The sequence below is a fragment of the Paenibacillus glucanolyticus NBRC 15330 genome (assembly GCF_004000885.1).
In the GTDB taxonomy this organism is placed as follows: domain Bacteria; phylum Bacillota; class Bacilli; order Paenibacillales; family Paenibacillaceae; genus Paenibacillus_AQ; species Paenibacillus_AQ glucanolyticus.
In genome coordinates this window covers 1-22,285 of sequence record NZ_BIMC01000026.1, presented here as the reverse complement: position 1 = coordinate 22,285, position 22,285 = coordinate 1, and the positions used below count along the sequence as shown (strand labels likewise).

The 22,285-nt window shown below is 46.6% G+C and carries 33 protein-coding genes; 31 read left to right on the top strand and 2 right to left on the bottom strand.

The window, feature by feature from the left end; all coding sequences use genetic code 11:
• The first annotated feature begins 60 nt into the window (after positions 1 to 60).
• The 28 genes from rplX to PGL02S_RS25055 all read left to right on the top strand — a co-directional run bounded on the left by rplX (position 61) and on the right by PGL02S_RS25055 (position 18,529).
• Positions 61 to 417, top strand: coding sequence for a 50S ribosomal protein L24 (gene rplX, locus PGL02S_RS25190; protein WP_006212910.1), 357 nt, complete (start codon positions 61 to 63; stop codon positions 415 to 417).
• 28 nt (positions 418 to 445) lie between these two features.
• Positions 446 to 988, top strand: a complete 543-nt coding sequence (gene rplE, locus PGL02S_RS25185; RefSeq protein WP_006212909.1) for a 50S ribosomal protein L5 — start codon at positions 446 to 448, stop codon at positions 986 to 988.
• Between the two features lie 46 nt (positions 989 to 1,034).
• Complete coding sequence (locus PGL02S_RS25180) at positions 1,035 to 1,220, top strand: type Z 30S ribosomal protein S14 (RefSeq protein ID WP_006037933.1); 186 nt, start codon at positions 1,035 to 1,037, stop codon at positions 1,218 to 1,220.
• Between the two features lie 33 nt (positions 1,221 to 1,253).
• A complete protein-coding gene (gene rpsH / locus PGL02S_RS25175; protein ID WP_006212908.1) occupies positions 1,254 to 1,652 on the top strand; it encodes a 30S ribosomal protein S8 in 399 nt (132 codons plus the stop codon).
• Between the two features lie 29 nt (positions 1,653 to 1,681).
• A complete protein-coding gene (gene rplF, locus PGL02S_RS25170) occupies positions 1,682 to 2,224 on the top strand; it encodes a 50S ribosomal protein L6 (protein ID WP_006212907.1) in 543 nt (180 codons plus the stop codon).
• Positions 2,225 to 2,336: 112 nt separating this feature from the next.
• Positions 2,337 to 2,705, top strand: coding sequence for a 50S ribosomal protein L18 (gene rplR / locus PGL02S_RS25165; protein WP_006212906.1), 369 nt, complete (start codon positions 2,337 to 2,339; stop codon positions 2,703 to 2,705).
• Positions 2,706 to 2,731: 26 nt separating this feature from the next.
• Positions 2,732 to 3,229, top strand: a complete 498-nt coding sequence (gene rpsE, locus PGL02S_RS25160) for a 30S ribosomal protein S5 (protein ID WP_006212905.1) — start codon at positions 2,732 to 2,734, stop codon at positions 3,227 to 3,229.
• Positions 3,230 to 3,241: 12 nt separating this feature from the next.
• Entirely contained in the window at positions 3,242 to 3,427 is a 186-nt protein-coding gene (rpmD, locus tag PGL02S_RS25155) for a 50S ribosomal protein L30 (RefSeq protein ID WP_006212904.1), read from the top strand.
• A 45-nt stretch (positions 3,428 to 3,472) separates the two neighbouring features.
• On the top strand, positions 3,473 to 3,913 hold the full coding sequence (rplO, locus tag PGL02S_RS25150; RefSeq protein ID WP_006212903.1) for a 50S ribosomal protein L15: 441 nt from the start codon (positions 3,473 to 3,475) through the stop codon (positions 3,911 to 3,913).
• Entirely contained in the window at positions 3,913 to 5,211 is a 1,299-nt protein-coding gene (gene secY / locus PGL02S_RS25145) for a preprotein translocase subunit SecY (protein WP_036638431.1), read from the top strand. Before rplO ends, secY begins: the two co-directional genes overlap by 1 nt.
• 88 nt (positions 5,212 to 5,299) lie before the next feature.
• Positions 5,300 to 5,944, top strand: a complete 645-nt coding sequence (locus tag PGL02S_RS25140; RefSeq protein ID WP_006212901.1) for an adenylate kinase — start codon at positions 5,300 to 5,302, stop codon at positions 5,942 to 5,944.
• A gap of 5 nt (positions 5,945 to 5,949) precedes the next feature.
• Positions 5,950 to 6,702, top strand: coding sequence for a type I methionyl aminopeptidase (gene map, locus PGL02S_RS25135; RefSeq protein ID WP_006212900.1), 753 nt, complete (start codon positions 5,950 to 5,952; stop codon positions 6,700 to 6,702).
• 4 nt (positions 6,703 to 6,706) lie between these two features.
• Positions 6,707 to 7,018: a KOW domain-containing RNA-binding protein gene (locus tag PGL02S_RS25130; protein WP_006212899.1), complete on the top strand. Its 312-nt coding sequence runs from the start codon at positions 6,707 to 6,709 to the stop codon at positions 7,016 to 7,018.
• 2 nt (positions 7,019 to 7,020) lie between these two features.
• Positions 7,021 to 7,236: a translation initiation factor IF-1 gene (gene infA / locus PGL02S_RS25125; protein WP_006212898.1), complete on the top strand. Its 216-nt coding sequence runs from the start codon at positions 7,021 to 7,023 to the stop codon at positions 7,234 to 7,236.
• 131 nt (positions 7,237 to 7,367) lie between these two features.
• Positions 7,368 to 7,481 (top strand): 50S ribosomal protein L36, encoded by a 114-nt coding sequence (rpmJ, locus tag PGL02S_RS25120; RefSeq protein ID WP_003333770.1) that lies wholly within the window; start codon positions 7,368 to 7,370, stop codon positions 7,479 to 7,481.
• Positions 7,482 to 7,501: 20 nt separating this feature from the next.
• Positions 7,502 to 7,870: a 30S ribosomal protein S13 gene (gene rpsM / locus PGL02S_RS25115; RefSeq protein ID WP_006212897.1), complete on the top strand. Its 369-nt coding sequence runs from the start codon at positions 7,502 to 7,504 to the stop codon at positions 7,868 to 7,870.
• A 19-nt stretch (positions 7,871 to 7,889) separates the two neighbouring features.
• Entirely contained in the window at positions 7,890 to 8,285 is a 396-nt protein-coding gene (rpsK, locus tag PGL02S_RS25110; RefSeq protein ID WP_006212896.1) for a 30S ribosomal protein S11, read from the top strand.
• 134 nt (positions 8,286 to 8,419) lie between these two features.
• Positions 8,420 to 9,364 (top strand): DNA-directed RNA polymerase subunit alpha, encoded by a 945-nt coding sequence (locus PGL02S_RS25105; RefSeq protein WP_006212895.1) that lies wholly within the window; start codon positions 8,420 to 8,422, stop codon positions 9,362 to 9,364.
• 39 nt (positions 9,365 to 9,403) lie between these two features.
• Positions 9,404 to 9,769: a 50S ribosomal protein L17 gene (rplQ, locus tag PGL02S_RS25100; protein WP_006212894.1), complete on the top strand. Its 366-nt coding sequence runs from the start codon at positions 9,404 to 9,406 to the stop codon at positions 9,767 to 9,769.
• Positions 9,770 to 10,115: 346 nt separating this feature from the next.
• Complete coding sequence (gene truA, locus PGL02S_RS25095) at positions 10,116 to 10,916, top strand: tRNA pseudouridine(38-40) synthase TruA (RefSeq protein ID WP_036638433.1); 801 nt, start codon at positions 10,116 to 10,118, stop codon at positions 10,914 to 10,916.
• Between the two features lie 231 nt (positions 10,917 to 11,147).
• The gene (rplM, locus tag PGL02S_RS25090) at positions 11,148 to 11,585 is read left to right on the top strand and encodes a 50S ribosomal protein L13 (protein ID WP_006212892.1); all 438 of its coding nucleotides are present in this window, start codon (positions 11,148 to 11,150) and stop codon (positions 11,583 to 11,585) included.
• A gap of 20 nt (positions 11,586 to 11,605) precedes the next feature.
• Complete coding sequence (rpsI, locus tag PGL02S_RS25085; protein WP_006212891.1) at positions 11,606 to 11,998, top strand: 30S ribosomal protein S9; 393 nt, start codon at positions 11,606 to 11,608, stop codon at positions 11,996 to 11,998.
• A 314-nt stretch (positions 11,999 to 12,312) separates the two neighbouring features.
• The gene (locus PGL02S_RS25080; RefSeq protein ID WP_006212890.1) at positions 12,313 to 12,756 is read left to right on the top strand and encodes a MarR family winged helix-turn-helix transcriptional regulator; all 444 of its coding nucleotides are present in this window, start codon (positions 12,313 to 12,315) and stop codon (positions 12,754 to 12,756) included.
• 9 nt (positions 12,757 to 12,765) lie between these two features.
• Positions 12,766 to 14,415 (top strand): MDR family MFS transporter, encoded by a 1,650-nt coding sequence (locus tag PGL02S_RS25075; protein WP_036638436.1) that lies wholly within the window; start codon positions 12,766 to 12,768, stop codon positions 14,413 to 14,415.
• A 189-nt stretch (positions 14,416 to 14,604) separates the two neighbouring features.
• A complete protein-coding gene (locus PGL02S_RS25070) occupies positions 14,605 to 15,297 on the top strand; it encodes a phosphoadenylyl-sulfate reductase (protein WP_006212888.1) in 693 nt (230 codons plus the stop codon).
• A gap of 51 nt (positions 15,298 to 15,348) precedes the next feature.
• The gene (gene sat / locus PGL02S_RS25065; protein ID WP_036638438.1) at positions 15,349 to 16,518 is read left to right on the top strand and encodes a sulfate adenylyltransferase; all 1,170 of its coding nucleotides are present in this window, start codon (positions 15,349 to 15,351) and stop codon (positions 16,516 to 16,518) included.
• A 71-nt stretch (positions 16,519 to 16,589) separates the two neighbouring features.
• Positions 16,590 to 17,363, top strand: coding sequence for an N-acetylmuramoyl-L-alanine amidase CwlD (cwlD, locus tag PGL02S_RS25060; protein WP_006212886.1), 774 nt, complete (start codon positions 16,590 to 16,592; stop codon positions 17,361 to 17,363).
• Between the two features lie 59 nt (positions 17,364 to 17,422).
• The gene (locus PGL02S_RS25055) at positions 17,423 to 18,529 is read left to right on the top strand and encodes an Mrp/NBP35 family ATP-binding protein (RefSeq protein WP_036638440.1); all 1,107 of its coding nucleotides are present in this window, start codon (positions 17,423 to 17,425) and stop codon (positions 18,527 to 18,529) included.
• A gap of 65 nt (positions 18,530 to 18,594) precedes the next feature.
• On the opposite strand, the gene gerD is transcribed toward PGL02S_RS25055, so the two are convergent.
• The gene (gerD, locus tag PGL02S_RS25050; RefSeq protein ID WP_006212883.1) at positions 18,595 to 19,305 is read right to left on the bottom strand and encodes a spore germination lipoprotein GerD; all 711 of its coding nucleotides are present in this window, start codon (positions 19,303 to 19,305) and stop codon (positions 18,595 to 18,597) included.
• A 160-nt stretch (positions 19,306 to 19,465) separates the two neighbouring features.
• On the opposite strand from gerD, the gene PGL02S_RS25045 reads away from it, so the two are divergent.
• Positions 19,466 to 20,059: a KinB-signaling pathway activation protein gene (locus tag PGL02S_RS25045; protein WP_036638446.1), complete on the top strand. Its 594-nt coding sequence runs from the start codon at positions 19,466 to 19,468 to the stop codon at positions 20,057 to 20,059.
• Positions 20,060 to 20,119: 60 nt separating this feature from the next.
• On the opposite strand, the gene pdaB is transcribed toward PGL02S_RS25045, so the two are convergent.
• Positions 20,120 to 20,923, bottom strand: a complete 804-nt coding sequence (gene pdaB / locus PGL02S_RS25040) for a polysaccharide deacetylase family sporulation protein PdaB (protein WP_006212881.1) — start codon at positions 20,921 to 20,923, stop codon at positions 20,120 to 20,122.
• Positions 20,924 to 21,017: 94 nt separating this feature from the next.
• On the opposite strand from pdaB, the gene PGL02S_RS25035 reads away from it, so the two are divergent.
• The gene (locus PGL02S_RS25035; protein WP_036638449.1) at positions 21,018 to 21,635 is read left to right on the top strand and encodes a stage II sporulation protein M; all 618 of its coding nucleotides are present in this window, start codon (positions 21,018 to 21,020) and stop codon (positions 21,633 to 21,635) included.
• A 209-nt stretch (positions 21,636 to 21,844) separates the two neighbouring features.
• Positions 21,845 to 22,075: a hypothetical protein gene (locus PGL02S_RS25030; RefSeq protein WP_006212879.1), complete on the top strand. Its 231-nt coding sequence runs from the start codon at positions 21,845 to 21,847 to the stop codon at positions 22,073 to 22,075.
• The last annotated feature ends 210 nt before the right edge of the window (positions 22,076 to 22,285 follow it).

The following is a 22,285-nucleotide window of genomic DNA, read 5'->3' as shown; positions in this document are numbered from 1 at the left end:
ACGTAACTTTTCGGGAACCCGATAAATAGTTGAACTGGCTAGTCATAGGAGGTGTAACGAATGCCTAAAGTGAAAAAAGTTCTGGAATCCCATAGCAACAAACTGCACGTGAAAAAAGATGATACAGTTATCGTCATCAGCGGTAAAGACAAAGGCAAAAAAGGCCGTGTCATCGCAGCGTACCCTCGTGAAAATCGCGTTTTGGTTGAAGGTGTGAACATGATCAAAAAACACCAAAAGCCAAACCAAATGAACCCACAAGGCGGTATCATCGAGAAGGAAGCTCCGATCCATGTATCGAACGTTATGCACGTTGATCCGAAGAGCGGAAAAGTAACCCGTATCGGTTACAAAGTACTGGACAACGGCAAAAAAGTTCGCGTAGCAAAAAGATCCGGAGAAGTTATTGATAAATAAGACGGTTGAGAAAGGAGGTCCTTGAATCATGGCAGCAAGAATGAAAGAACGTTTTTTGAACGAAGTAACTCCTGCTCTGATGCAGAAGTTTAGCTATAAGACAGTAATGCAAGTACCAAAAATCGAGAAAGTGGTTGTCAACATGGGTGTTGGTGACGCAGTATCCAACTCGAAAGTACTTGATTCCGCTGTAAACGACATGCAGCTGATTGCTGGTCAAAAACCGGTTATCACCCGTGCGAAGAAATCCATCGCGGGATTCAAACTCCGTGAGAACATGCCAATCGGTGTGAAAGTAACACTGCGCGGTGAGCGTATGTACTACTTCCTCGACAAGCTGTTCAACGTTACACTTCCACGTGTACGTGACTTTCAAGGCGTGTCCACCAAAGCATTTGACGGACGCGGTAACTATACGCTCGGTCTGAAAGAGCAACTCATTTTCCCTGAAATTGAGTATGACAAAGTGGATAAAGTTCGCGGTATGGATATCGTTATCGTAACGACTGCTAAAACCGACGAAGAATCCCGTGAACTGCTTGCTCAACTGGGCATGCCTTTCGCGAAATAAGACGGTTGTCCTTTTCTCCGAAACTATTTAGGAGGTGTCAGGCTAAGTGGCAAAAACTTCGATGAAAGTTAAACAACAACGTACACCGAAATTCAAAGTACGGGCATATACCCGTTGTGAACGTTGTGGTCGCCCACATTCGGTACTGCAGAAGTTTAAAGTTTGCAGAATTTGTTTCCGTGAATTAGCTTATAAAGGCCAGATTCCTGGCGTGAAAAAAGCAAGCTGGTAAGAAGTTTATAAACGGGAAGGAGGTTTATCCTACATGACTATGTCCGATCCAATTGCAGATATGCTAACTCGTATTCGTAACGCGAACACGGTTCGCCACGAAACAGTAGAAATGCCTGCTTCGACAATTAAGAAACAAATCGCTGACATTTTGAAGCGTGAAGGTTTCATCCGTGATGCGGAGTTTGTAGAAGACAATAAACAAGGGATCATTCGTGTATTCCTGAAATATGGTTCTAACAACGAACGCGTAATCACAGGTCTGAAAAGAATTAGCAAACCAGGTCTTCGCGTTTACACGAAGAGCAACGAAGTACCTCGTGTACTTGGTGGTTTGGGTATTGCGATCATCTCCACGTCTAAGGGAGTTATGACCGACAAAGAAGCTCGTCAATCCAAAGCTGGCGGAGAAGTTCTCTGCTACGTATGGTAATCAACGTCACAAGATAGGAGGTGTAATGAATGTCCCGTATTGGTCGTAAACCAATTGCTATTCCAAATGGTGTGGAAGTCACACTGGATAACACTGTAATTACTGTTAAGGGGCCTAAAGGAACCTTGACTCGTGAACTGCATAAAGACATGCAAATTACAGTAGAAAACAACGAGATCAATGTTGTTCGTCCTTCCGACAACAAAACACATCGCTCTCTTCACGGCACGACCCGCAGCGTTGTCTCAAACATGGTCAACGGTGTAACTGAAGGATTCTCGAAAAACCTTGAGTTGGTCGGTGTTGGATACCGTGCAAGCAAATCCGGAGATAAAATCGTTCTGAACGTGGGCTACTCCCACCCAGTTGAAATCACACCGGAAGCTGGTATCGAATTTGATGTGCCGGTAAATACAAAAATCACTGTTCGCGGTATCGATAAAGAGCGCGTAGGTGCTTACGCTGCTAAGATCCGTTCCGTACGCGAGCCTGAGCCTTATAAAGGTAAAGGGATTAAATACGAAGGTGAACGCATTATCCGTAAGGAAGGTAAAGCTGGTAAGAAGAAGTAAGGTTAGCTAACCGGGGATTCGCCTGGTGGGTAACTAGCCTCTTCTCCCATACTTACCCGATGCGTCTAAAAGTGAAGCTCTTAAGGCAAAACTGAAGGGAGGAAATGGAAGCATGATTACGAAACAAGACAAGAACAAAGCTCGCTTGAAAAGACACCTGCGTGTCCGTAAGAAAATCCAGGGCACAGCTGAACGTCCACGTCTGAACGTGTTCCGTTCTTCGAAACACATCTATGCTCAACTGATTGACGACGTGGCTGGCGTAACTTTGGCATCAGCTTCTACGCTTGATAAAGAATTGGCTGGCGACATTAAGAACGGTGGAAGCGTTGAATCCGCTCGTAAAGTCGGCGAACTCGTTGCAAAACGTGCTGCAGACAAAGGTCATAAATCGATCGTATTCGATCGTGGTGGATATTTGTACCATGGACGTATTCAAGCTCTTGCAGAGGCAGCTCGCGAGGCAGGCCTTGAATTCTAAGATATTTTCAAAAGGAGGTAAACGACTTGCGTGTAGATCCTAACACTTTAGAACTGACTGAAAGAGTAGTAAACATTAACCGCGTTGCTAAAGTTGTAAAAGGCGGACGTCGCTTTAGCTTTAGTGCACTGGTAGTTGTCGGTGATGGCAAAGGTTGGGTAGGAGCAGGTATCGGTAAAGCAGGCGAAGTACCGGATGCAATCCGCAAAGGTATTGAAGATGCTAAGAAAAACCTGATTCACATTCCACTTGTTGGAACCACTATTCCTCACCTCGTAACAGGTCACTTCGGAGCAGGCCGAGTATTATTGAAGCCAGCATCTGAAGGTACTGGAGTTATCGCTGGCGGTCCTGTTCGTGCAGTACTCGAACTGGCTGGTGTAGGCGACATTTTGACAAAATCTCTAGGTTCTTCGAACTCCATGAACATGGTCAATGCGACTTTGGAAGGGTTATCCCGCCTGAAGCGTGCTGAAGATGTTGCCAAGCTTCGCGGCAAATCCGTCGAAGAGCTGTTGGGTTAAGGAGGGAATCTCATGGCTAAACTTGAAATCACCCTCGTACGCAGCGTGATTGGTCGTCCAGAAGATCAGCGTGCAACCGTGAAAACACTCGGTCTTCGCAAAATCAACCATTCCGTTGTTCAAAGCGACAACGCTGCAATTCGCGGAATGATCAAGAAAGTAAATCACCTGGTTTCTGTTAAAGAAATCGAAGGTTAATCCCGGGTTGTTTTTCCCGGACATATTAAGGAGGTGCAACGAACGATGAAGTTACATGAGCTGAGCCCAGCACCTGGATCCCGCAAAGAACGCAAGCGCGTTGGACGCGGTACTAGTAGTGGTACGGGTAAAACGTCGGGTCGCGGTCACAAAGGACAAAACTCTCGTTCCGGCGGTGGTGTACGTCCAGGCTTCGAAGGTGGACAGAACCCATTGTATCGTCGTCTTCCGAAGCGCGGTTTCGTAAACCCAACTCGGAAAGAGTACGCGATTGTGAACATCGAAGAACTTAACAGCTTTGCAGCAGGTACTGAAGTGACTCCAGAAGTTTTGGTTGAGAGCGGTATTGTTAACAATACAAAGAGCGGAATCAAAATTCTTGGCAACGGTGAAGTTACCGTTTCTTTGACTGTAAAAGCTAATAAGTTTTCTCAATCTGCGGTAGAGAAGATCGAGGCTGCCGGCGGTAAAACCGAGGTGATCTAATGTTTAAGACCCTGAAAAATATATGGCGTGTCGAGGAGCTTCGCAAACGGATTATATTCACCTTGTTCGTTCTGATTATTTTCCGTATTGGATCCTTTGTTCCGGTTCCCGGTGTTAACAAAGATGTCTTTACACAGACGAATCAGGCAGGTAACGAGTTGTTTGGTCTTCTTAACACGTTCTCGGGGGGCGCGCTATCGCAGTTTTCGATTTTCGCCCTTTCGATATTTCCATATATTACTTCGTCCATTATCGTACAGTTGCTGTCGATGGACGTCATTCCAAAGTTTGCGGAATGGAACAAACAAGGGGAACACGGGAAGAAGCAGTTGGCTCAAATTACTCGTTATGGTACGGTAATATTGGGATTGATTCAGGCCTTCGCAATGTCCGTCGGTTTTAACCGTATGTACGGCGCAGAAATGGTTCCTGGAGCAACGTTTATCGACTACGTTGTAATTGCGATCGTGCTTACCGCAGGTACATCATTCTTGATGTGGCTCGGTGAACAGATAACGGAACGCGGAATCGGTAACGGTATTTCGATCATTATCTTTGCTGGTATCGCTGCTGGTATTCCGATGCACATTCGGACAACGATCGAATCGAACTTCATTCAGGATGGTCAAGTGTTCATGAACACTTTGAAAGGTCTTATTATCCTTCTGATTTTGATTTTGATCATTACCGGTGTTGTATTCATTCAGCAAGGTATCCGTAAAATTCCGGTTCAATACGCCAAGCGTGTTGTAGGAAACAAAATGTACGGCGGACAGAACACTCACATTCCACTTAAGATTAACGGAGCAGGCGTTATTCCGGTAATCTTTGCGATGTCACTGCTGCAGTTCCCGGTCATTCTCGCCAGCTTCTGGGGACACATGAGTTGGGCGAAATGGATTACGGCGAACCTGGCTTATGACAGTCCGCTTGGAATGGTGCTGTATGTGCTCATGATCATTGGTTTCACGTTCTTCTACACCTTCGTGCAGATGAACCCTAACCAAATGGCTGACAATATGAAGAAGAACGGCGGCTATGTTCCAGGCATTCGTCCTGGTAAAGCTACCGAGAAGTACCTGACTCGGGTTATGACCCGTTTGACCATGACAGGAGCCCTGTTCCTGGCCGTGATCTCTGTACTTCCGGTATTCTTCGGATCACTTGCAGGTCTTCCACGTACGGTTCAGATCGGCGGTACATCACTCTTGATCGTTGTTGGTGTTGCACTGGACACGATGAAGCAGATCGAAAGCCAATTGATCAAACGTCATTACAAAGGTTTTATCAATAAATAGGCGATAGGTTCCGGCGAGTGGTCAGTCTGCTTCCCGGCGCCTATTGTGTTGTTCTTGCTAGTCAATCAAGGGGAGGGAGTGACGTAAGGTGAACATCTTATTCATGGGTCCTCCTGGGGCAGGAAAAGGAACACAAGCAGAAAACATCGTGAATGAATTCGGAATTCCTCATATCTCAACAGGCGATGCATTTCGTCTGGCGATTAAACAAGGAACTCCCATCGGGATTAAAGCGAAGGAATTCATGGATCAGGGTCTGCTGGTACCGGATGACGTAACGATCGGTATTGTGGAAGAACGTCTGCAGCAGTCCGATTGCGAAAAAGGTTTTTTATTGGACGGTTTTCCAAGAACCCTTTCGCAAGCGGAAGCGCTGGATGACATTCTCGCCCGCTTGAATACAGGTCTCAATCACGTCATCAACCTGAAAGTTGATCGTGAAAAGCTTCTGGCTCGCCTTACTGGTCGCCGGATTTGCAAAAACTGCGGTTCGACTTATCATGTGATCTTTAATCCTCCTAAACAGGAAGGCATTTGTGATAAATGCGGCGGCGAATTGTACCAACGCTCCGATGATAACGAAGAGAGCGTCGGCATTCGTTTAGACGAATATATCAACAAAACTGCACCACTCCTCACGTTTTATGAGAACAAAGGTCTTTTGCGTCAAATCGACGGTGATCAGGAAATCGACGCGGTTTCCGCACAAATTGCGTCTATACTGAGAGGTTAAGCATAATGATCATTTGTAAATCCGAAACGGAACTGAGCTTGATGAGAGAAGCAGGAAGGATCGTGGCGGAATGCCACAAACTCCTTGCCGCTCATGTTGAACCGGGCATTACAACCGGGGAACTGGACCTAATGGCCGACAAGTTCATTCGAAGCCAAGGCGCTGTGCCATCTTTTAAAGGCTACAACGGATTTCCTTCCAGCATTTGCGCATCAGTCAACGAAGAATTGGTGCATGGATTTCCAGGCAAACGCAAATTAATCGAGGGCGATATCGTTACGTTTGATATCGGTGCACAGTACCAGGGTTACCACGGTGACTCGGCATGGACCTACGCTGTAGGAGAGATTTCCGAAGAAGCCCAGCGTCTGCTGGACGTAACGGAAGGATCGCTCTATGCTGGACTTGCGCTAATCAAACCTGATGTCCGCTTGTTTACGATTTCTCATGCCATACAGCGTCATATCGAGGATGCAGGTTTCTCTGTTGTCCGGGAATACGTTGGTCATGGTGTGGGTACCGATCTGCATGAGGATCCGCAAATTCCGAACTATGGCATACCTGACCGCGGTCCAAGACTCAAACCGGGCATGGTGCTCGCGATTGAGCCGATGGTCAACGCGGGTAAACGGAATGTGAAGACGCTGGAAGACAACTGGACGGTTGTAACGGTAGACGGCTCGCTATGTGCCCACTTCGAGCACACGGTGGCAGTCACTCCGGATGGCATGGAAATTTTGACGAAGCTGCCGGAATAGGGTGATGGACTTGAATAACGAAATCACGTTTCAGACCGGACAGATCGTTAAGATACTGAAAGGCAGAGATGCCGGTCAGTATGCCGTTATCGTCTCAATTGAGGACAGCAGGTTCGTGTGGATCGCGGATGGAGACAAACGCAAGTTTGACGGAGCGAAGAAGAAGAATGTTCTTCATCTGGAGCCCCTATCCATCATCAGCAGTGAAGTGGTAAACAGTTTGCAAGAAAGCGGTCGGGTCACAAACGGTAAGCTGCGTTTTGCACTGAGCCGGTTTGTATCCGATAAATCCAAGGCAAATCAGAAAGGAGACTAACTGTGGCTAAAGAAGATGTCATTGAAGTCGAAGGGACGGTTATTGAGCCGTTGCCGAATGCTACCTTTAAAGTCGAGCTGGAGAATGGTCATCAGATTCTCGCTCATGTATCCGGGAAGCTGCGGATGCACTTTATCCGTATCCTTACAGGAGACAAAGTGGTTGTTCAACTCTCGCCGTATGATTTAACCAAAGGTCGTATCACGTACCGTAAATAGATTCAAGGTTCCCCTGGGGAATCAAGGAAAGCTGCGAAGCGGTTTTACTGACGTAAAACTCAGCAGCGGTTACAAACTACTTTAGTTTCGAAGCTGGTTTTACAACGTAAAACTACGAGGAGGTAATTAGCATGAAGGTAAGACCTTCTGTAAAGCCTATTTGCGAAAAATGCAAAGTCATTCGCCGCAAAGGGAACGTAATGGTTATCTGTGAAAATCCGAAACACAAACAAAAACAAGGTTAAAGAAGGGGGTGTAGCGTAAAATGGCTCGTATAGCTGGTGTGGATTTGCCACGTGACAAACGCGTTGAGATCGCCTTGACTTACATTTTCGGAATCGGTAAAACGACTTCCCAGAAAGTATTGAAAGAAACTGGAATCAATGCGGACACTCGTGTCCGTGATTTGACAGAAGATGAAGTCAGCAAATTGCGCGAAACGATCGACGGTATGGTTAAGGTTGAAGGTGACCTGCGTCGTGAAATTTCCTTGAATATTAAACGTCTCACGGAGATCGGCTGCTACCGCGGTATTCGTCACCGTCGTGGATTGCCTGTTCGTGGTCAACGTACTAAAACGAATGCTCGTACACGTAAAGGTCCTCGTCGTACCGTAGCGAACAAGAAGAAATAAGAAAGGGGGATAATAGACAATGGCTAAACCAAAAAAAGTCGTACGTACTAAACGTCGTGACCGCAAAAATATTGAAAGTGGCGTGGCTCATATTCGCTCCACATTCAACAATACAATCGTAACGATTACGGATCCTCACGGAAACGCGATTTCTTGGGCAAGCTCCGGCGGCCTTGGATTTAAAGGTTCCCGTAAGTCGACCCCGTTCGCTGCGCAAATGGCTGCTGAATCAGCTGCCAAAGCGGCTATGGAACACGGTATGAAAGCGGTGGAAGTAATGGTTAAAGGTCCTGGTGCTGGTCGTGAAGCAGCAATTCGTTCTCTGCAAGCAGCAGGTCTCGAAGTAAACCTGATCAAAGACGTTACACCAATTCCACATAACGGATGCCGCCCACCAAAACGTCGTCGCGTATAATGAAGTCATCCTGTTAATGTGGTATAAATCCGTTGCAATCTGCTAATAATGGTTGTTTAGGCATACTACTACATGGATTACTGGATAAGATGACAGTTTCATATAGGAGCGACGTTTGAAGGAGGGGTACTTGCGTGATTGAAATCGAAAAGCCGAAAATTGAGACCGTTGATGTCAATGAAGAAGGAACCTATGGGAAATTCGTTGTTGAGCCTCTAGAGAGAGGATACGGCACGACGCTGGGGAACTCGCTTCGCCGCATCCTGCTGTCCTCACTCCCGGGCGCTGCAGTTACATCGATTCAAATCGATGGCGTACTTCATGAATTTTCCACGATTCCGGGTGTCATGGAAGACGTGACCGAAGTCATCCTGAACCTGAAAGCTTTGTCTCTGAAAATTCATTCCGATGAAGAGAAAGTGTTCGAGATTGATGCGGAAGGTGAAGGGGTTGTTACTGCTGGTGATATCCGTGCGGATAGTGATGTGGAGATTCTGAATCCAGATCTTCATATTGCAACGCTCGGCCCTGGTGCAAGACTTCATATGCGTATTTTTGCCAGTCGCGGTCGTGGCTATGTCCAGGCGGATCGGAACAAACGCGATGACCAGCCTATCGGCGTCATTCCCGTCGATTCGATCTACACTCCGATTAGCCGTGTGAACTACGGCGTGGAAAATACGCGTGTTGGTCAAGTGACTAACTACGACAAACTGACGCTTGAAATTTGGACGGATGGCAGCATTCGCCCAGAAGAAGCCGTTAGTCTCGGCGCGAAAATCTTGACCGAGCATCTGTTCCTCTTCGTGGGTCTGACCGACGAAGCCAAGGATGCAGAGATCATGGTTGAGAAAGAAGAAGACAAGAAAGAAAAAGTGCTTGAAATGACGATCGAAGAGCTGGATCTTTCCGTTCGTTCCTACAACTGCTTAAAACGTGCCGGCATTAATACGGTACAAGAGCTGACTACGAAAACCGAAGAGGATATGATGAAAGTCCGGAACCTCGGACGCAAATCCTTGGAGGAAGTTCAAGAGAAGCTTGAAGAGTTGGGCCTGGGACTTCGTACGGAAGAATAGCATAGATTCGGCTTAGCTTAGCAAAGGAGGGAAAAACACATGGCATACCAAAAGTTGGGCCGCGATTCCAGTGCGCGTAAAGCGTTGTTCCGTGACCTGGTAACCGACCTTTTCTTATATGAACGCATTCAAACGACAGAAGCCAAAGCGAAAGAAGTTCGTTCGATCGCTGAGAAACTGATCACAAAAGCAAAAAAAGGTGATCTGCACGCTCGTCGTCAAGTAGCTGCATTCGTGCGTCGTGAAACAGTAGATGGCGAACAAGATGCAATTCAAAAATTGTTCTCCGAAATCGCTCCACGTTACTCCGAGCGTCCAGGCGGATACACTCGTATCCTGAAGCTGGGTCCTCGTCGTGGTGACGCAGCTCCAATGGTTTTCTTGGAACTGGTGGATCGCGCGTAATTTAGCTTTGTTCCATTGAAGTGACTGTAGTTATGTATGCCCGGCTCTGTAGAGGTTTATTCTTAGAGCCATGAACGGGAAGTGGTGCGAGATATAGTCGATCATCTGGTTCGACTCGTCTCGACTACTCCATGGGCAGTAATAACGGGGACCTTCTAGTCATGTGGCTGACTCGAAGGGTTCGGCTTAACATGATGAAAAGGAGCTCCTATGGGGCTCTTTTTTTGATAATGTGTATTGGCTTTAGGCTGGTATCCCAATAGCTCCGAATAAGTGAAGGCGTCAAAACGCCTCAGTAGAACGAGCCTTGGAAATACTGAGCTAAAAAGCACTCAGGAGGCCAGCAATGCGTAATCTTCTGATGAGGGTCAGTTACGACGGTACCGATTATAACGGCTTTCAGACCCAGCCCGGTGGCCACACGATTCAGGATTATTTGGAGGAAGCAATTCATCGCTTGTCCGGAGAACAGCTCAAGATTACTGCTTCTGGCCGGACGGATGCTGGGGTGCATGCACGCGCCCAAGTATTCAATTTCTACACAGCTTCTCCAATTCCCTTGGAGCGTTGGTGTATGGCATTAAACACCTGGTTGCCGGAAGATATCGTAGTTTCGGATGCGATGGAGGTACCTCTGGAATTTCATTCCCGCCATGCAGCCAAACGCAAAACCTACCGCTATACGATCAATGCGAATCAGCATCCGGACTTATTCAATCGCCGCTATCAGATCCATCATTATGGACAACTAGATATCCCAGCGATGGAGCAGGGACTTCGTCATCTGATCGGAACGTATGACTATACAACGTTTGCGTCGCGGAAGTCGACGAAATCGTCCCATGTACGAACTATATTTGATGCCTGGTTTGAGAGGGATACCTCGATGTGCCGCCCCGGCACTAGAGATCAGGGGGTCATTCATACGTACTTATCCGGGAATGGGTTTCTGCAGCATATGGTTCGAATTATCATGGGCACGCTGATTGAGGTCGGGGAAGGCAAGCGTCATCCGGATGATATGAAGATCATACTGGAGGCCAAGAACCGGGCAGCAGCCGGGCCTACAGCCATGGGCAAGGGCCTGATGTTGTGGGAAGTGGAATACGATATCACCGGGAATGAGAATCCGCTTCAGGAATTCTGATGTTCTGGCGGTAATGCGCAAGGTTTCAGGTAGTAAACCTAAAAAACACTTGCGTAAGTGGGCGTAATCCTGTATTATATAAGTTGTGTTTTCTTAACGGCTCTCCCACAGCCCCGGTTAAGAAAACGCCGATTGCAAGACTGCAACACCATGACAATGCTTTACACATGAACGAAGATAAATAATGAAAATTAATGATGATTTTCGGACGAATACAAGGAGGAACTATACATGCGTACCACCTATATGGCGAAGCCAAATGAAGTTGAGCGCAAATGGTACATCGTTGATGCCGAAGGCAAGACGCTTGGCCGTTTAGCAAGTGAAGTTGCGGCTTTGATCCGCGGCAAACATAAGCCTCAATTCACTCCACATGTTGACACAGGGGATTTCGTGGTTGTTATCAATTCCGAGAAGATCCACCTCACTGGCAAAAAGATGGAGAACAAGAAATACTATCGTCACTCCCTGCACCCAGGTGGATTGAAAGTAACTGTTGCTCAAGACCTGATTGCTAAATACCCAGAGCGTGTAATCGAAAGTGCGGTTCACGGCATGCTTCCTAAAACTCGCATGGGCGAAAAAATGAAGCTGAGACTGAAAGCATATGCAGGCGCAGCGCATCCACATGAAGCACAAAAACCAGAAGCTTACGAACTTCGCGGTTAATTAAAAAGGAGGACAGTTTCATGGCACAAGTACAATACTATGGGACAGGTCGTCGTAAACATTCGGTAGCACGTGTACGCCTCGTACCGGGTGAAGGACGAATTGTCATCAATAAACGTGATATTAATGAGTACTTCGGTTTGGAAACACTCAAACTGATCGTTAAACAACCTTTGAATCTGACAGAAACACTGGGCAAATATGACGTGCTTGTCATCGCACACGGTGGCGGCATCTCCGGTCAAGCTGGAGCAATCCGTCACGGTATCTCCCGTGCTCTTCTGAAAGCAGATCCTGAATTCCGTCCTTCTCTGAAAAGAGCTGGATTCCTGACTCGCGACCCACGTATGAAAGAACGTAAAAAATACGGTCTTAAAGCAGCTCGTCGCGCACCTCAGTTCTCGAAACGTTAATATTCTCGATCTACCAAGCTCTTGGCCAATTATGGTCAAGAGCTTTTTTATGTTTGTCCACAATGATATGCACATAACCGCAGGTGAAACATGTGATATCACATCAAATAAAGCAGGTTGTGCACATGATGTGCACAACCTGAGGATATAGGAACCGATTGCACCTCCATCCCGCTGAAAATGACATCGATCACCACTTGACTTGATATGTAAATAGAGATATATTAATAAATGCAAATTAATTAAGTACTTAAATAATTAATATTTAATCATTAATTGATTAAATGATTTTGAATGTGGTAAGGGGGATATTGTTGGATAAAAGTGAACAGATTTTCAAAGTATCATCTATGTTTCGTGCCCTGCTAAAGAACATATCGCAGGAATGGAAGAAATCAGGTGCCGGAAAGTACAATGTCACATACCCACAATTTCAAGTGTTGTATGTTTTAAAATTGCGGGGGCCGCAAAAGGTATCTGATCTTGCAGAGGCCTTGTCCTTGACCCCACCGGCAATTACGGGGCTGACGGATAAATTGGTCGCAGAAGGATATCTGCAGAAAGAGCGTGCTGAGGATGACCGCAGAGTCGTGAATATCACGATTATGGAGTCCGGGCTTGAGATCATTAGAAGTGTGAAAAGAGATCAAAAAGAAGTGATTCAGGGGTTCTTTGACAATCTCTCTGAAGAAGACATAGAGCATCTAAATCGGATTTTTTCCTTGATGCTGTCAAACATAGATAATCAAAATGGGTAGAGGTGGAGCATGGAGCATTTAACGCTTAAACGTAAAGTTTCAATTATGGTAGCCATTATGGCCGCAATGTTCTTCGCGGCCATTAACCAGACGATAACAAGCACGGCAATGCCGCGAATTATCGCTATTCTCGATGGCATGGATTATTATACATGGACCATCAACATTTATTTGCTGACATCAACCATAGCAACCATACTGGTTGGTAAGCTGTCTGATATGTTTGGACGTAAACCGTTCATCTTAATAGGTATATTATTTTTTATGTTGGGGGCCTTTCTAACGGGTACATCAACAGATGTGTACCAATTCATCATATACCGCGGTATTCAGGGTATTGGTGCCGGTATAATCCAATCGACAGCATTTATGTCTGTCGGTGACTTATTCCCACCTCGAGAACGTGGTAAGTGGATGGGACTCATGACAGCCGTATTCGGCTTCTCCAGTGTCCTTGGACCAACTCTTGGCGGATACCTGGTAGATAACATTGAGTGGCGCTGGTTATTCTGGATCTTCCTGCCGCTGGGCGTGGTAGCCTTTATCATGATCTGGTCGTTATTTCCGAAGGTTGAGCGCAAGACAGGACAGTCCGTTGACTATCTGGGCTCCTTGTTTCTTACAACTTCCATCGTTCCCTTGCTGCTTGCTTTCTCTTGGGCGGGCACGGAGTACCCTTGGGGGTCACCGGAAATTATCGGTCTTATAGCAGGCTCGGTTGTATCGGCCCTCATCTTTATTTTTATCGAGATGAAAGCCAAAGAGCCGATTCTGCCGCTCAGTTTGTTTAAGAACAGCGTAGTTACGGTATCCAATCTGATTGGATTCTTTATGAACTTTGGTTTGATGGGTGCCATGATTTATATATCCTTCTATGTTCAAGGCGTACTTGGTATCTCACCAACATATGCGGGTTATGTAACCATACCTATGTCGATTTTCATGATGGGTATGAGTGCGATAGCAGGCCAGCTTATCGCTAAGAGCGGTAAGTATAAACGCTATGCACTTATTGGAGTTCCAATTATGATGGTGGGCATGGGCATTATGGTGTTTATGGACAATATCTGGCTTACTGTGATCAGTACCGTGATTTTCGGTATCGGTTTGGGTCTGGGCATGCCGGTCTTCTCTTTAGCAACTCAGAATGCGGTATCTCACCAGGAGCTTGGCGTGGCAACGGCTTCGTCTCAATTGTTCCGTAATCTTGGAGGTACAATTGGTATCGCGGTTATGGGTACAGTTATGTCGAATAATCTGACGAAGAACCTGAAGGAATCACTTCAATCGGCTAATGCGCCGGATTTTAGCTCTGTGGATCCGCAGCTAGCGCAGCAGTTGCTGTCCTTCGCCAATCCGCAGACACTGATGAATAAGCCGCTCATCGAGCAGACACAGGCAAATCTTCCTGCTGATGTACAGCCTTTATTCGTACAAATGATCGACACGATCCGTGATGCGCTTGGGAATACATTGTCCATGGTGTTCCTGACAGGTACGGTAGTTCTGGCAGTAGCACTGCTGCTTGTCTTCTTCTTGAAGGAAATTCCGCTGCGAACGACAAATCAGGCACCTGCTCCAAAATCCGAGGACACGGATGGAAAAGGTTCCAGTCCTGTTGCCGCCAAAGCTGCAGAGGCAGCCGTGGCAGTAGACTAAGTTTGCTATTTGTCAAAATGTTTGGAGATTGGGGTAACATGAAGACCTTTCCTGCTAGTGCAGGAAAGGTTTTTTCGTTTTTAAAGGTGTCGATTTGATGGTTGACATTTATTAGGATTGTTTTATACTGTATTTAATTCATATTATTTCAGTAGGATTATCGGGATTAATAACGGGGGAGGCATAATCATGAATTTGCTGGAGAAAGAAGATTTAATCAGAGTGCAGGCAGAAGAGCTTGAGCATGCAACGGCTGAGGAAGTTATAGCATTTGCGATCAAGACATTTCCCAATATAACGTTCGCTTGCAGCTTTGGAGCAGAAGATGTGGTATTGGTGGATATGATTCAGAAGATCAGCCCATCAACAGATATTTTCTATCTGGATACCGATTTTCATTTTAAGGAGACCTATGAAACTCGGGACCGGATGGCAGAGCACTACAGCTTGGAGTTTGTAAAGGTATCTCCTCTCATTACGCCGGAAGAACAGGCAGCTCAGTTTGGGGAAGAACTGTGGAGGGTTAGCCCGAACGAGTGCTGTAACATTCGTAAGGTAGAGCCGCTCACTCGGATTCTGTCCCAGTATGAAGCGTGGATTACAGGAATCCGCAGGGATCAAGCTCCGACTCGTGCCAATTCGAAGAAGATCGAATACGATACGAAGTTTGGTTTGGTCAAATTCAATCCCATTGCAGCTTGGACAAGTGAAGACGTGTGGAATTATATCCGTGCTAACGATATTATCTACAATCCGCTTCATGATCAGAATTATCCGAGCATTGGCTGTGAGTATTGCACTCGGCAGGTCTTTCCTGGGGAAGATCCGCGTGCAGGACGCTGGTCAGGACATGAGAAGACGGAATGCGGACTTCATAAATAAGAATCCAGTAATGATGTTAATTCATTCATAGCAACAGAGGAGGAATCATTCATGACAGCCATACTCCCTCATGGAGGTACGCTGGTACAGCGGGTAGCCCACGGAGAAGAGCGTGACGTTATATTGAAGCAGGCAGACACTTTGTCTAAGATATCTGTTAACGCCTGGAGCATATCGGACCTGGATCTCATTGGAGTCGGGGCATTTTCGCCATTGCAAGGGTTTCTTAACGAGTTGGACTATAAGTCAGTGATATCCACGATGCGTTTATCTAATGGCACGGTGTGGAGCATTCCAGTCACACTGGCTGTTGATGAGGATACAGCGGCTAGCCTCGTTGTAGGCGAGAAAGCTGCGCTGGTAGGAGAAGAGGACGGTGTGATCTACGGCGTTATCGATGTAGAGAGCATCTATCAGGTAGATCAGCAAGTCGAGGCTGTTCAAGTATTTAAGACAGACGATCCGGAGCACCCTGGTGTAAAGAAACTTTTTGAACGATCGGCAATCTACGTAGGAGGCCCCATTCAAGTTTTGAACCGCCCGCAGCCGGCAAGGTTTGGGGAGTTTTATTTTGATCCTTCAGAAACCCGTGAACAATTCAGAGCCAAGGGCTGGAATACGGTGGTCGGTTTTCAAACACGTAACCCGGTTCATCGTGCACATGAGTACATCCAGAAGAGTGCAATGGAAATTGTGGATGCACTTTTTTTAAACCCGCTTGTGGGGGAAACCAAATCAGACGATGTCCCTGCTAATGTACGGATGAGGAGTTATCTGACATTGCTGGAGAATTACTATCCTGAGGATCGTACCTTTCTGGGTGTATTCCCGGCTGCGATGCGTTACGCAGGCCCTAGAGAAGCTATTTTTCATGCGATCGTTCGGAAAAACTATGGATGTACCCACTTTATCGTCGGCCGGGATCACGCGGGGGTTGGCGATTATTACGGTACCTATGAAGCGCAGGAAATTTTCAGAAACTTCACGGCGGAAGAGCTTGATATTACACCTCTTTTCTTCGAACACAGCTTCTTCTGCACAACCTGTGGAAACATGGCCTCAAGCAAAACATGCCCGCATCCAAAAGAGAACCATCTGACCTTGTCCGGAACCAAGGTGCGTGGTTTGCTCCGGGAAGGTCTCTGTCCGCCGCCGGAATTCACACGTCCGGAAGTTGCTCAAGTGCTGATAGAGGGTATGAAAGAACAGATCACGGTATAACAGAAGGTATAAATAGCCACCTTGTCCCATATGATGGAGTAGAACAACTCATGGGACGAGGTGGTTTTGTTATGTCCAGGCGGAGATCGGACAAGGTTACGGTGTGGATATCGTTGAAGAGAATCAAGCAAACCATAATAGGGATTGCGCTGCTGGCACTGCTCATTATCGTGGTGACGTACGAAATCCCAACTGCCAAAACGTCCAATACCTGGAGTTTGCCGCTTTCCGGCAAAGTCATCGCACTCGATGCAGGACATGGTGGGCCTGATGGTGGGGCGGTAAGCCGGCAGGGTGTCATCGAGAAGGATGTGAACTTGGCCATAACCCTCTATTTACGTGATTACTTGCAGCAAGCCGGAGCTCTTGTCATCCTGACAAGAGAAGGAGACTACGACCTCGCTGCAGAAAGCACGAAGGGGTATTCCAAACGGAAAACAGAGGATCTCAAGCAGCGTGTGCGGAAGATTGAAGACAGCAAGGCGGATATGTTTATCAGCATGCATCTGAACAGCATTCCGTCCAATCGCTGGAGAGGGGCACAGACGTTTTTTCCTCCGAATAATGGGGACAGCAAAAAGCTGGCTGAATTAATCCAGGATGAGATCAGGAACAATCTGGAGAACACGCAGCGTCTGGCAAAAACGGACGATAAAATATTTTTGCTGCAAGCTCTGCGCATGCCGTCTGCGCTGGTGGAGGTAGGTTTCTTGTCCCATCCACAGGAATCCGAACTGCTCAGGGATGAGAAATATCAGAGAATGGTCGCAGCTTCCGTCTACAAAGGAATTTTGCGTTATTCCTCCGGCGATTCCATCAGCGAGTCGTCACAAGCTGCAGAGTAATGGTATAATAGACGCGATATTGAAACATCTATTCCATTACATAGAGCAGAGGTGCTTATATGCTGACTAGAGAAACGGTACAGGAGATACTCCAGCCTTTACGTGATCCCGAAACTGGGAAGAGCTTGATGGAGCTCCAGCGTATTCGTGATATTGTTGTAAAGGAAAGCACGGTGCGGTTATCTGTGATTTACAGCAGCGAAGATGTACGCGCTTCCCTGGAAGCGCAGATCCGAGAAATCCTTGAAGCCATGGGGGCGGAAGATATTCATATCCGAATGCGCCCTCTTGACAGTAATGCAGGTGGACCTGCGCGTGCTAAAGAGCCAAGCAATGAGGACAAGTTGACGAAGGGACATGCTGCCGGCATGGAGGATAACACTCTCCTGAGCGAGCAGTCAGGGATCCATTTTATTGCGGTAGCCAGCGGTAAAGGCGGGGTAGGCAAATCCACCGTTACTGTGAATTTGGCTGCTGCCTTGGCTCGTCAAGGCAAGAAGGTAGGATTGATTGATGCTGATATTTATGGGTTCAGCGTGCCAGACATGATGGGGATTGAAGAGGGGCCAACCGTGACCGAAGACGGCGTGATTATTCCGGTTGAGCGTTTTGGTGTCAAAGTCATGTCGATGGGTTTCTTCATCCGCGAGAACAGTCCTGTGATTTGGCGTGGACCGATGCTTGGCAAAATGCTTCGTCAGTTCTTCAGTGATGTCGCGTGGGGCGAACTGGATTACATGCTGCTGGATCTCCCTCCAGGCACAGGTGATGTCGCTCTTGATGTGCATCAGATGATTCCACAGAGTAAAGAGATTATCGTAACGACTCCGCATGCAACCGCCGCATTTGTTGCAGCCAGAGCAGGTGCAATGGCATTGCAGACCGATCATGAAATACTGGGTGTTGTGGAGAATATGTCATACTACGTATGTGCGCACGGTGGGGAGAAGGATTATGTATTTGGCCGTGGAGGCGGCGGAAAGCTGGCCGAGACACTTCATACCGAACTGCTCGCGCAGCTTCCGTTAGGAGGACCGGACAATCACCCTTCCGAGCCGGATTTCTCTCCATCCGTTTATAAATCGGGAACAGAGAGTGCAGTCATTTATGATGAAGTAGCCAGAAGAATTACGTCCAAGCTTGAAGACAACAACGAGCGCAAATAAATTACTGATGTATATAAACAACAAGCTCCCATACAGGGAGCTTGTTGTTGTTTGAAGCTATGTGTCTAACCTCCGCCACCGCTTTCACCGCTCTCTTCTCCACCTTCGCCGCCATTCTCACTGCTTCCGCCACCGCTGCCCTGCTCGCCCTGCGCTTGACCTTCACCCTGTTTCTTTTTCTCTACCTTAGGCTGAAGCTCTTCCTTCACCACCGACTTGAGCAGCTCCAGAACCTCCATACGGAAGAGCGGATTTTGCATGGCTTCCTGCATTACGGTCATGGACTGTTTGCGATAGTCCGGCGTATTGGTCAGTTCAAGAAACGATTTCATGACATCCGGCGATTTCAGCATATCCTGAATGGCCTTTTGATACGTTGGATCTTTAATCAGCTGCATATGGAGCTGTTTGCTTTCGGAATTGATCGCTTTGGCAAAATCACCGGCAAATTTAGGGTCGGTCATAATCTTTTCGATTTCTTTTTTATACTCGTCCGACACTAGTGTATCCTTAACAGCCGTACGAATCTGTTCACCCGATTGAGCGGAAATCATCCGCATTCCCATCGACCCACTGCTGGAGGTACCTCCAGATCCACTGCCAAGCGCCTCTTCGACTGCCTTTTTTCCTTCGTCAGTTTTCAGAATGTCGACCACCATGGATTTGATTTCTTTATATCCAAGCTGCGGGGACGAGCTTTGTTCTGCACCACAAGCGGTAAGCACCATGGCAGCAACGAAGACGATAAAACATAAACGAAATAACGGCCACTTCATTACCGTTGTCCTCCTTTTGTCTTCTGTATAAGTACATCGATACATGTTTTCTTACGGTTCTACGGATAGTATGCGATGGTTTTGCGGAAATATGTCGGATTCAGAATGGTTTTTTATTGTGAACGTTGGTAAAATAATGATCTGTGGGGGTGGAAGTTAGTTGAGCTTACGAAAGTGGTCTAAATTATTTTTGAAAACGCTGCTCGTTGGAGCAGTTGCTGCATTAATTGTAGGTCTGATACTGCAGCTGTTTAATGGTGCGATCGAATTCACAGGATGGGCCGATGTATTAATATACCCGTTGATTTTGTTAGGCTCGGGGGCGCTCGTGAGTGTGTATTCCCAGATGGGCTTTTTTGCATACCTGACTCTGAATTATATGGGGATAGGCATATTCCGCAGGAAGACCTGGCAATACATTCAGATTGTGCTCGCTGTTCTTGCATTACTGGAGCTGATGTTCTTCCGTACTTTCGTCGGGGGTTCAACAAGCTTGCAGCAGGATTTGATTTTGGGAATCGCAATTTTGATTATCGCAGTTATGGTTGCTTATCTAAAAGTGAAGAGCACGAATGCTAATGCGTGGATTCCAACTCTCTTCTTTATGATGGCGATTTCCATTGTTGAGATTATCGGGGTACTTCAGATCGGAGTAAGCAACGCGACTATATTTATGGTGGTACCCTTGCTGATCTGTAATGCATACCAGATTCTGACGCTTCATAAAGTTACACAAGACGAAAAAAAGAGCTAATACCATAGCTCTTTTTTTGTTAATCAATATGAGGTTACAGGGGGATACCAAGCATTAATCTTATAGTCCGCCAGCATCTTCAATGCTCTTCTGCAATGAAGCCTGATCTCGAACCTCCGTGCCTTGGGTGCTTCCTTGTTGAAGCAAGTCCGTTACTGTAACGAACTCATACCCCTGGTTGCGGAGCTCTTTAATGATCAGAGGCAGTGCCTCATGCGTCTGCTTTACGGAGTCGCTGGCATGCATCAGCACAATATCGCCCGGATGTGCTTTGGAGGTCACGCGCTCCACAATTTTATCTACGCCGATGTTCTTCCAGTCTCTGGAATCCGTATCCCATTGAATAACCGTATAGTTCAGGCTTTGCGCGATGCTGAGAACTCTTTTGTCAAAATCTCCATTCGGCATTCGTATTAATTTGGGTTCTTGTCCCGTCATTGCGGTTAAAATAGTATGTGCCGAGGTAATCTGCTTGCGGATCTCTTCATCAGTGAGGGTGCTGTAGTTGTCGTGCTTGAAGCCGTGACTCCCGATTTCATATCCGTTTTCCTTAATCGTATTGACAATATCGGGATGTGTTTTGCTCCATGGTGCAGACAGGAAGAAGGTTGCTTTCTGAACACCATTGTCTTTTAAGGCCTGTAAAATGGGTTCTGCGCGTTTTTCACCCCAACTGATGTCAAAGGTTAAGGCAATTTGTTTCTTGTCCGTAGACACGCTGTAAATCGCTGACGGGTTGTTCTCGGAGAAGACCGAGATGTTATCGCTCTCCACATAGATAACGCCGATTGCAAAGACAGCCGCGGCAAGAACGAAGAAAAACCGCTTAATCTTCCTGCCGTTGAATACATAAAAAGAATTCATAATACGTGCGCCCCTCTCCCTTCAGTGTGCAATAGCTTGTTTACTTTCAACATATGCTCGTACTTGTGAGTTATACCAATTTAGGAGGTTGCGAATGTTACGATTTAGCATTTTTCTTAAGGACTTAAAATCAATCAGGAAGGCGCTGCTGCTATCGACCGTCTTATTTATAGCTGGAATTGTGGCGGGATGGAGTTCGGAAGGATTCGAACAATTCCTCAAAAGCCAGCTGCAAGGATTGGGTGAGATCAGCCAGCAACTGGGCGCTTCCGATAATCCGGAATGGAACTTTTTTGTTTTTATCTTTCTGAACAACAGCATTAAGAGCGTGCTGGTCATGTTCTCGGGACTGCTGCTGGGTGTTATTCCATTTTTCTTCCTGATCATCAATGGGATGGTTATTGGATTTTTACTTAAAGTAGTGGAGGCAAGCGGAGAGAGTTTGTTTGATTTGATCGTGAAAGGGCTGCTTCCGCATGGAATTATCGAGATACCGGTCATTGTCATCGCTTGCGGATATGGTCTTGCTTTTGGCGGGCTGGTGCTTAGAAGTCTTGGTGGCATCTTTGCAGGAAGTGAACGCAGAAGCGGGATAGGCGCGGAGTGGCGCGGCTTTTGGCGCAAGCTGGGTACTGCATCTCTGTGGGTGGTTCTATTGCTGCTTGCTGCTGCGATTATAGAAAGTACAATTACGTTGTGGCTCATGTCATAATTTTCCCGGAAAGTGTGCATACCTAATAAAGCAGCTTAACAGAGTGAAGAGATCAGCTGCGTGAGCAAAAGACGTTCATCAGGTGCAGACAGCGTATATTCGGTTTAAAGATTCCGCCCCAAACGGTGAATCACCTTTACATAGGCAAGAGCAGCTTTATTCCGAGTGAGACGTTACTTGTTCACCTAACTATATAAGGAGGTCCTATCATGCTGGGAATGCTATTCAACGAAAAAGAGTGCAAAGAGCTTGATTACGTACTGCGAAAAGAACTGGATGAAATGCTGCTGGATTTGAGCGACCAACGATTGGACCACAACATCAGGCAAGCCATCGCTAACCGATATAAAACGGTATTCCGCATGTATGCCCGATTCGCCCCACAGAAAGAACTCTCCAAATATGCACGTAACGGGAAGTTTCCGCAAATCAAACATTAATATTGAGAAAAAGTGTTGACTAAACTGCTCAGTATATGGTAAATTAATTTTCGCTTCCTTTTCGAAGGTGATGCCGCCAACCGGCGGCCATCAAACTTCAAAACAAACATCAAAAACTTTTTTTAAAAAAAGTGCTTGCAAAGTTGATAGGAAGTGTGATACATTATAAAAGTCGCCGCTGAGATGCGGATGACGAAAAAGAAACACAGA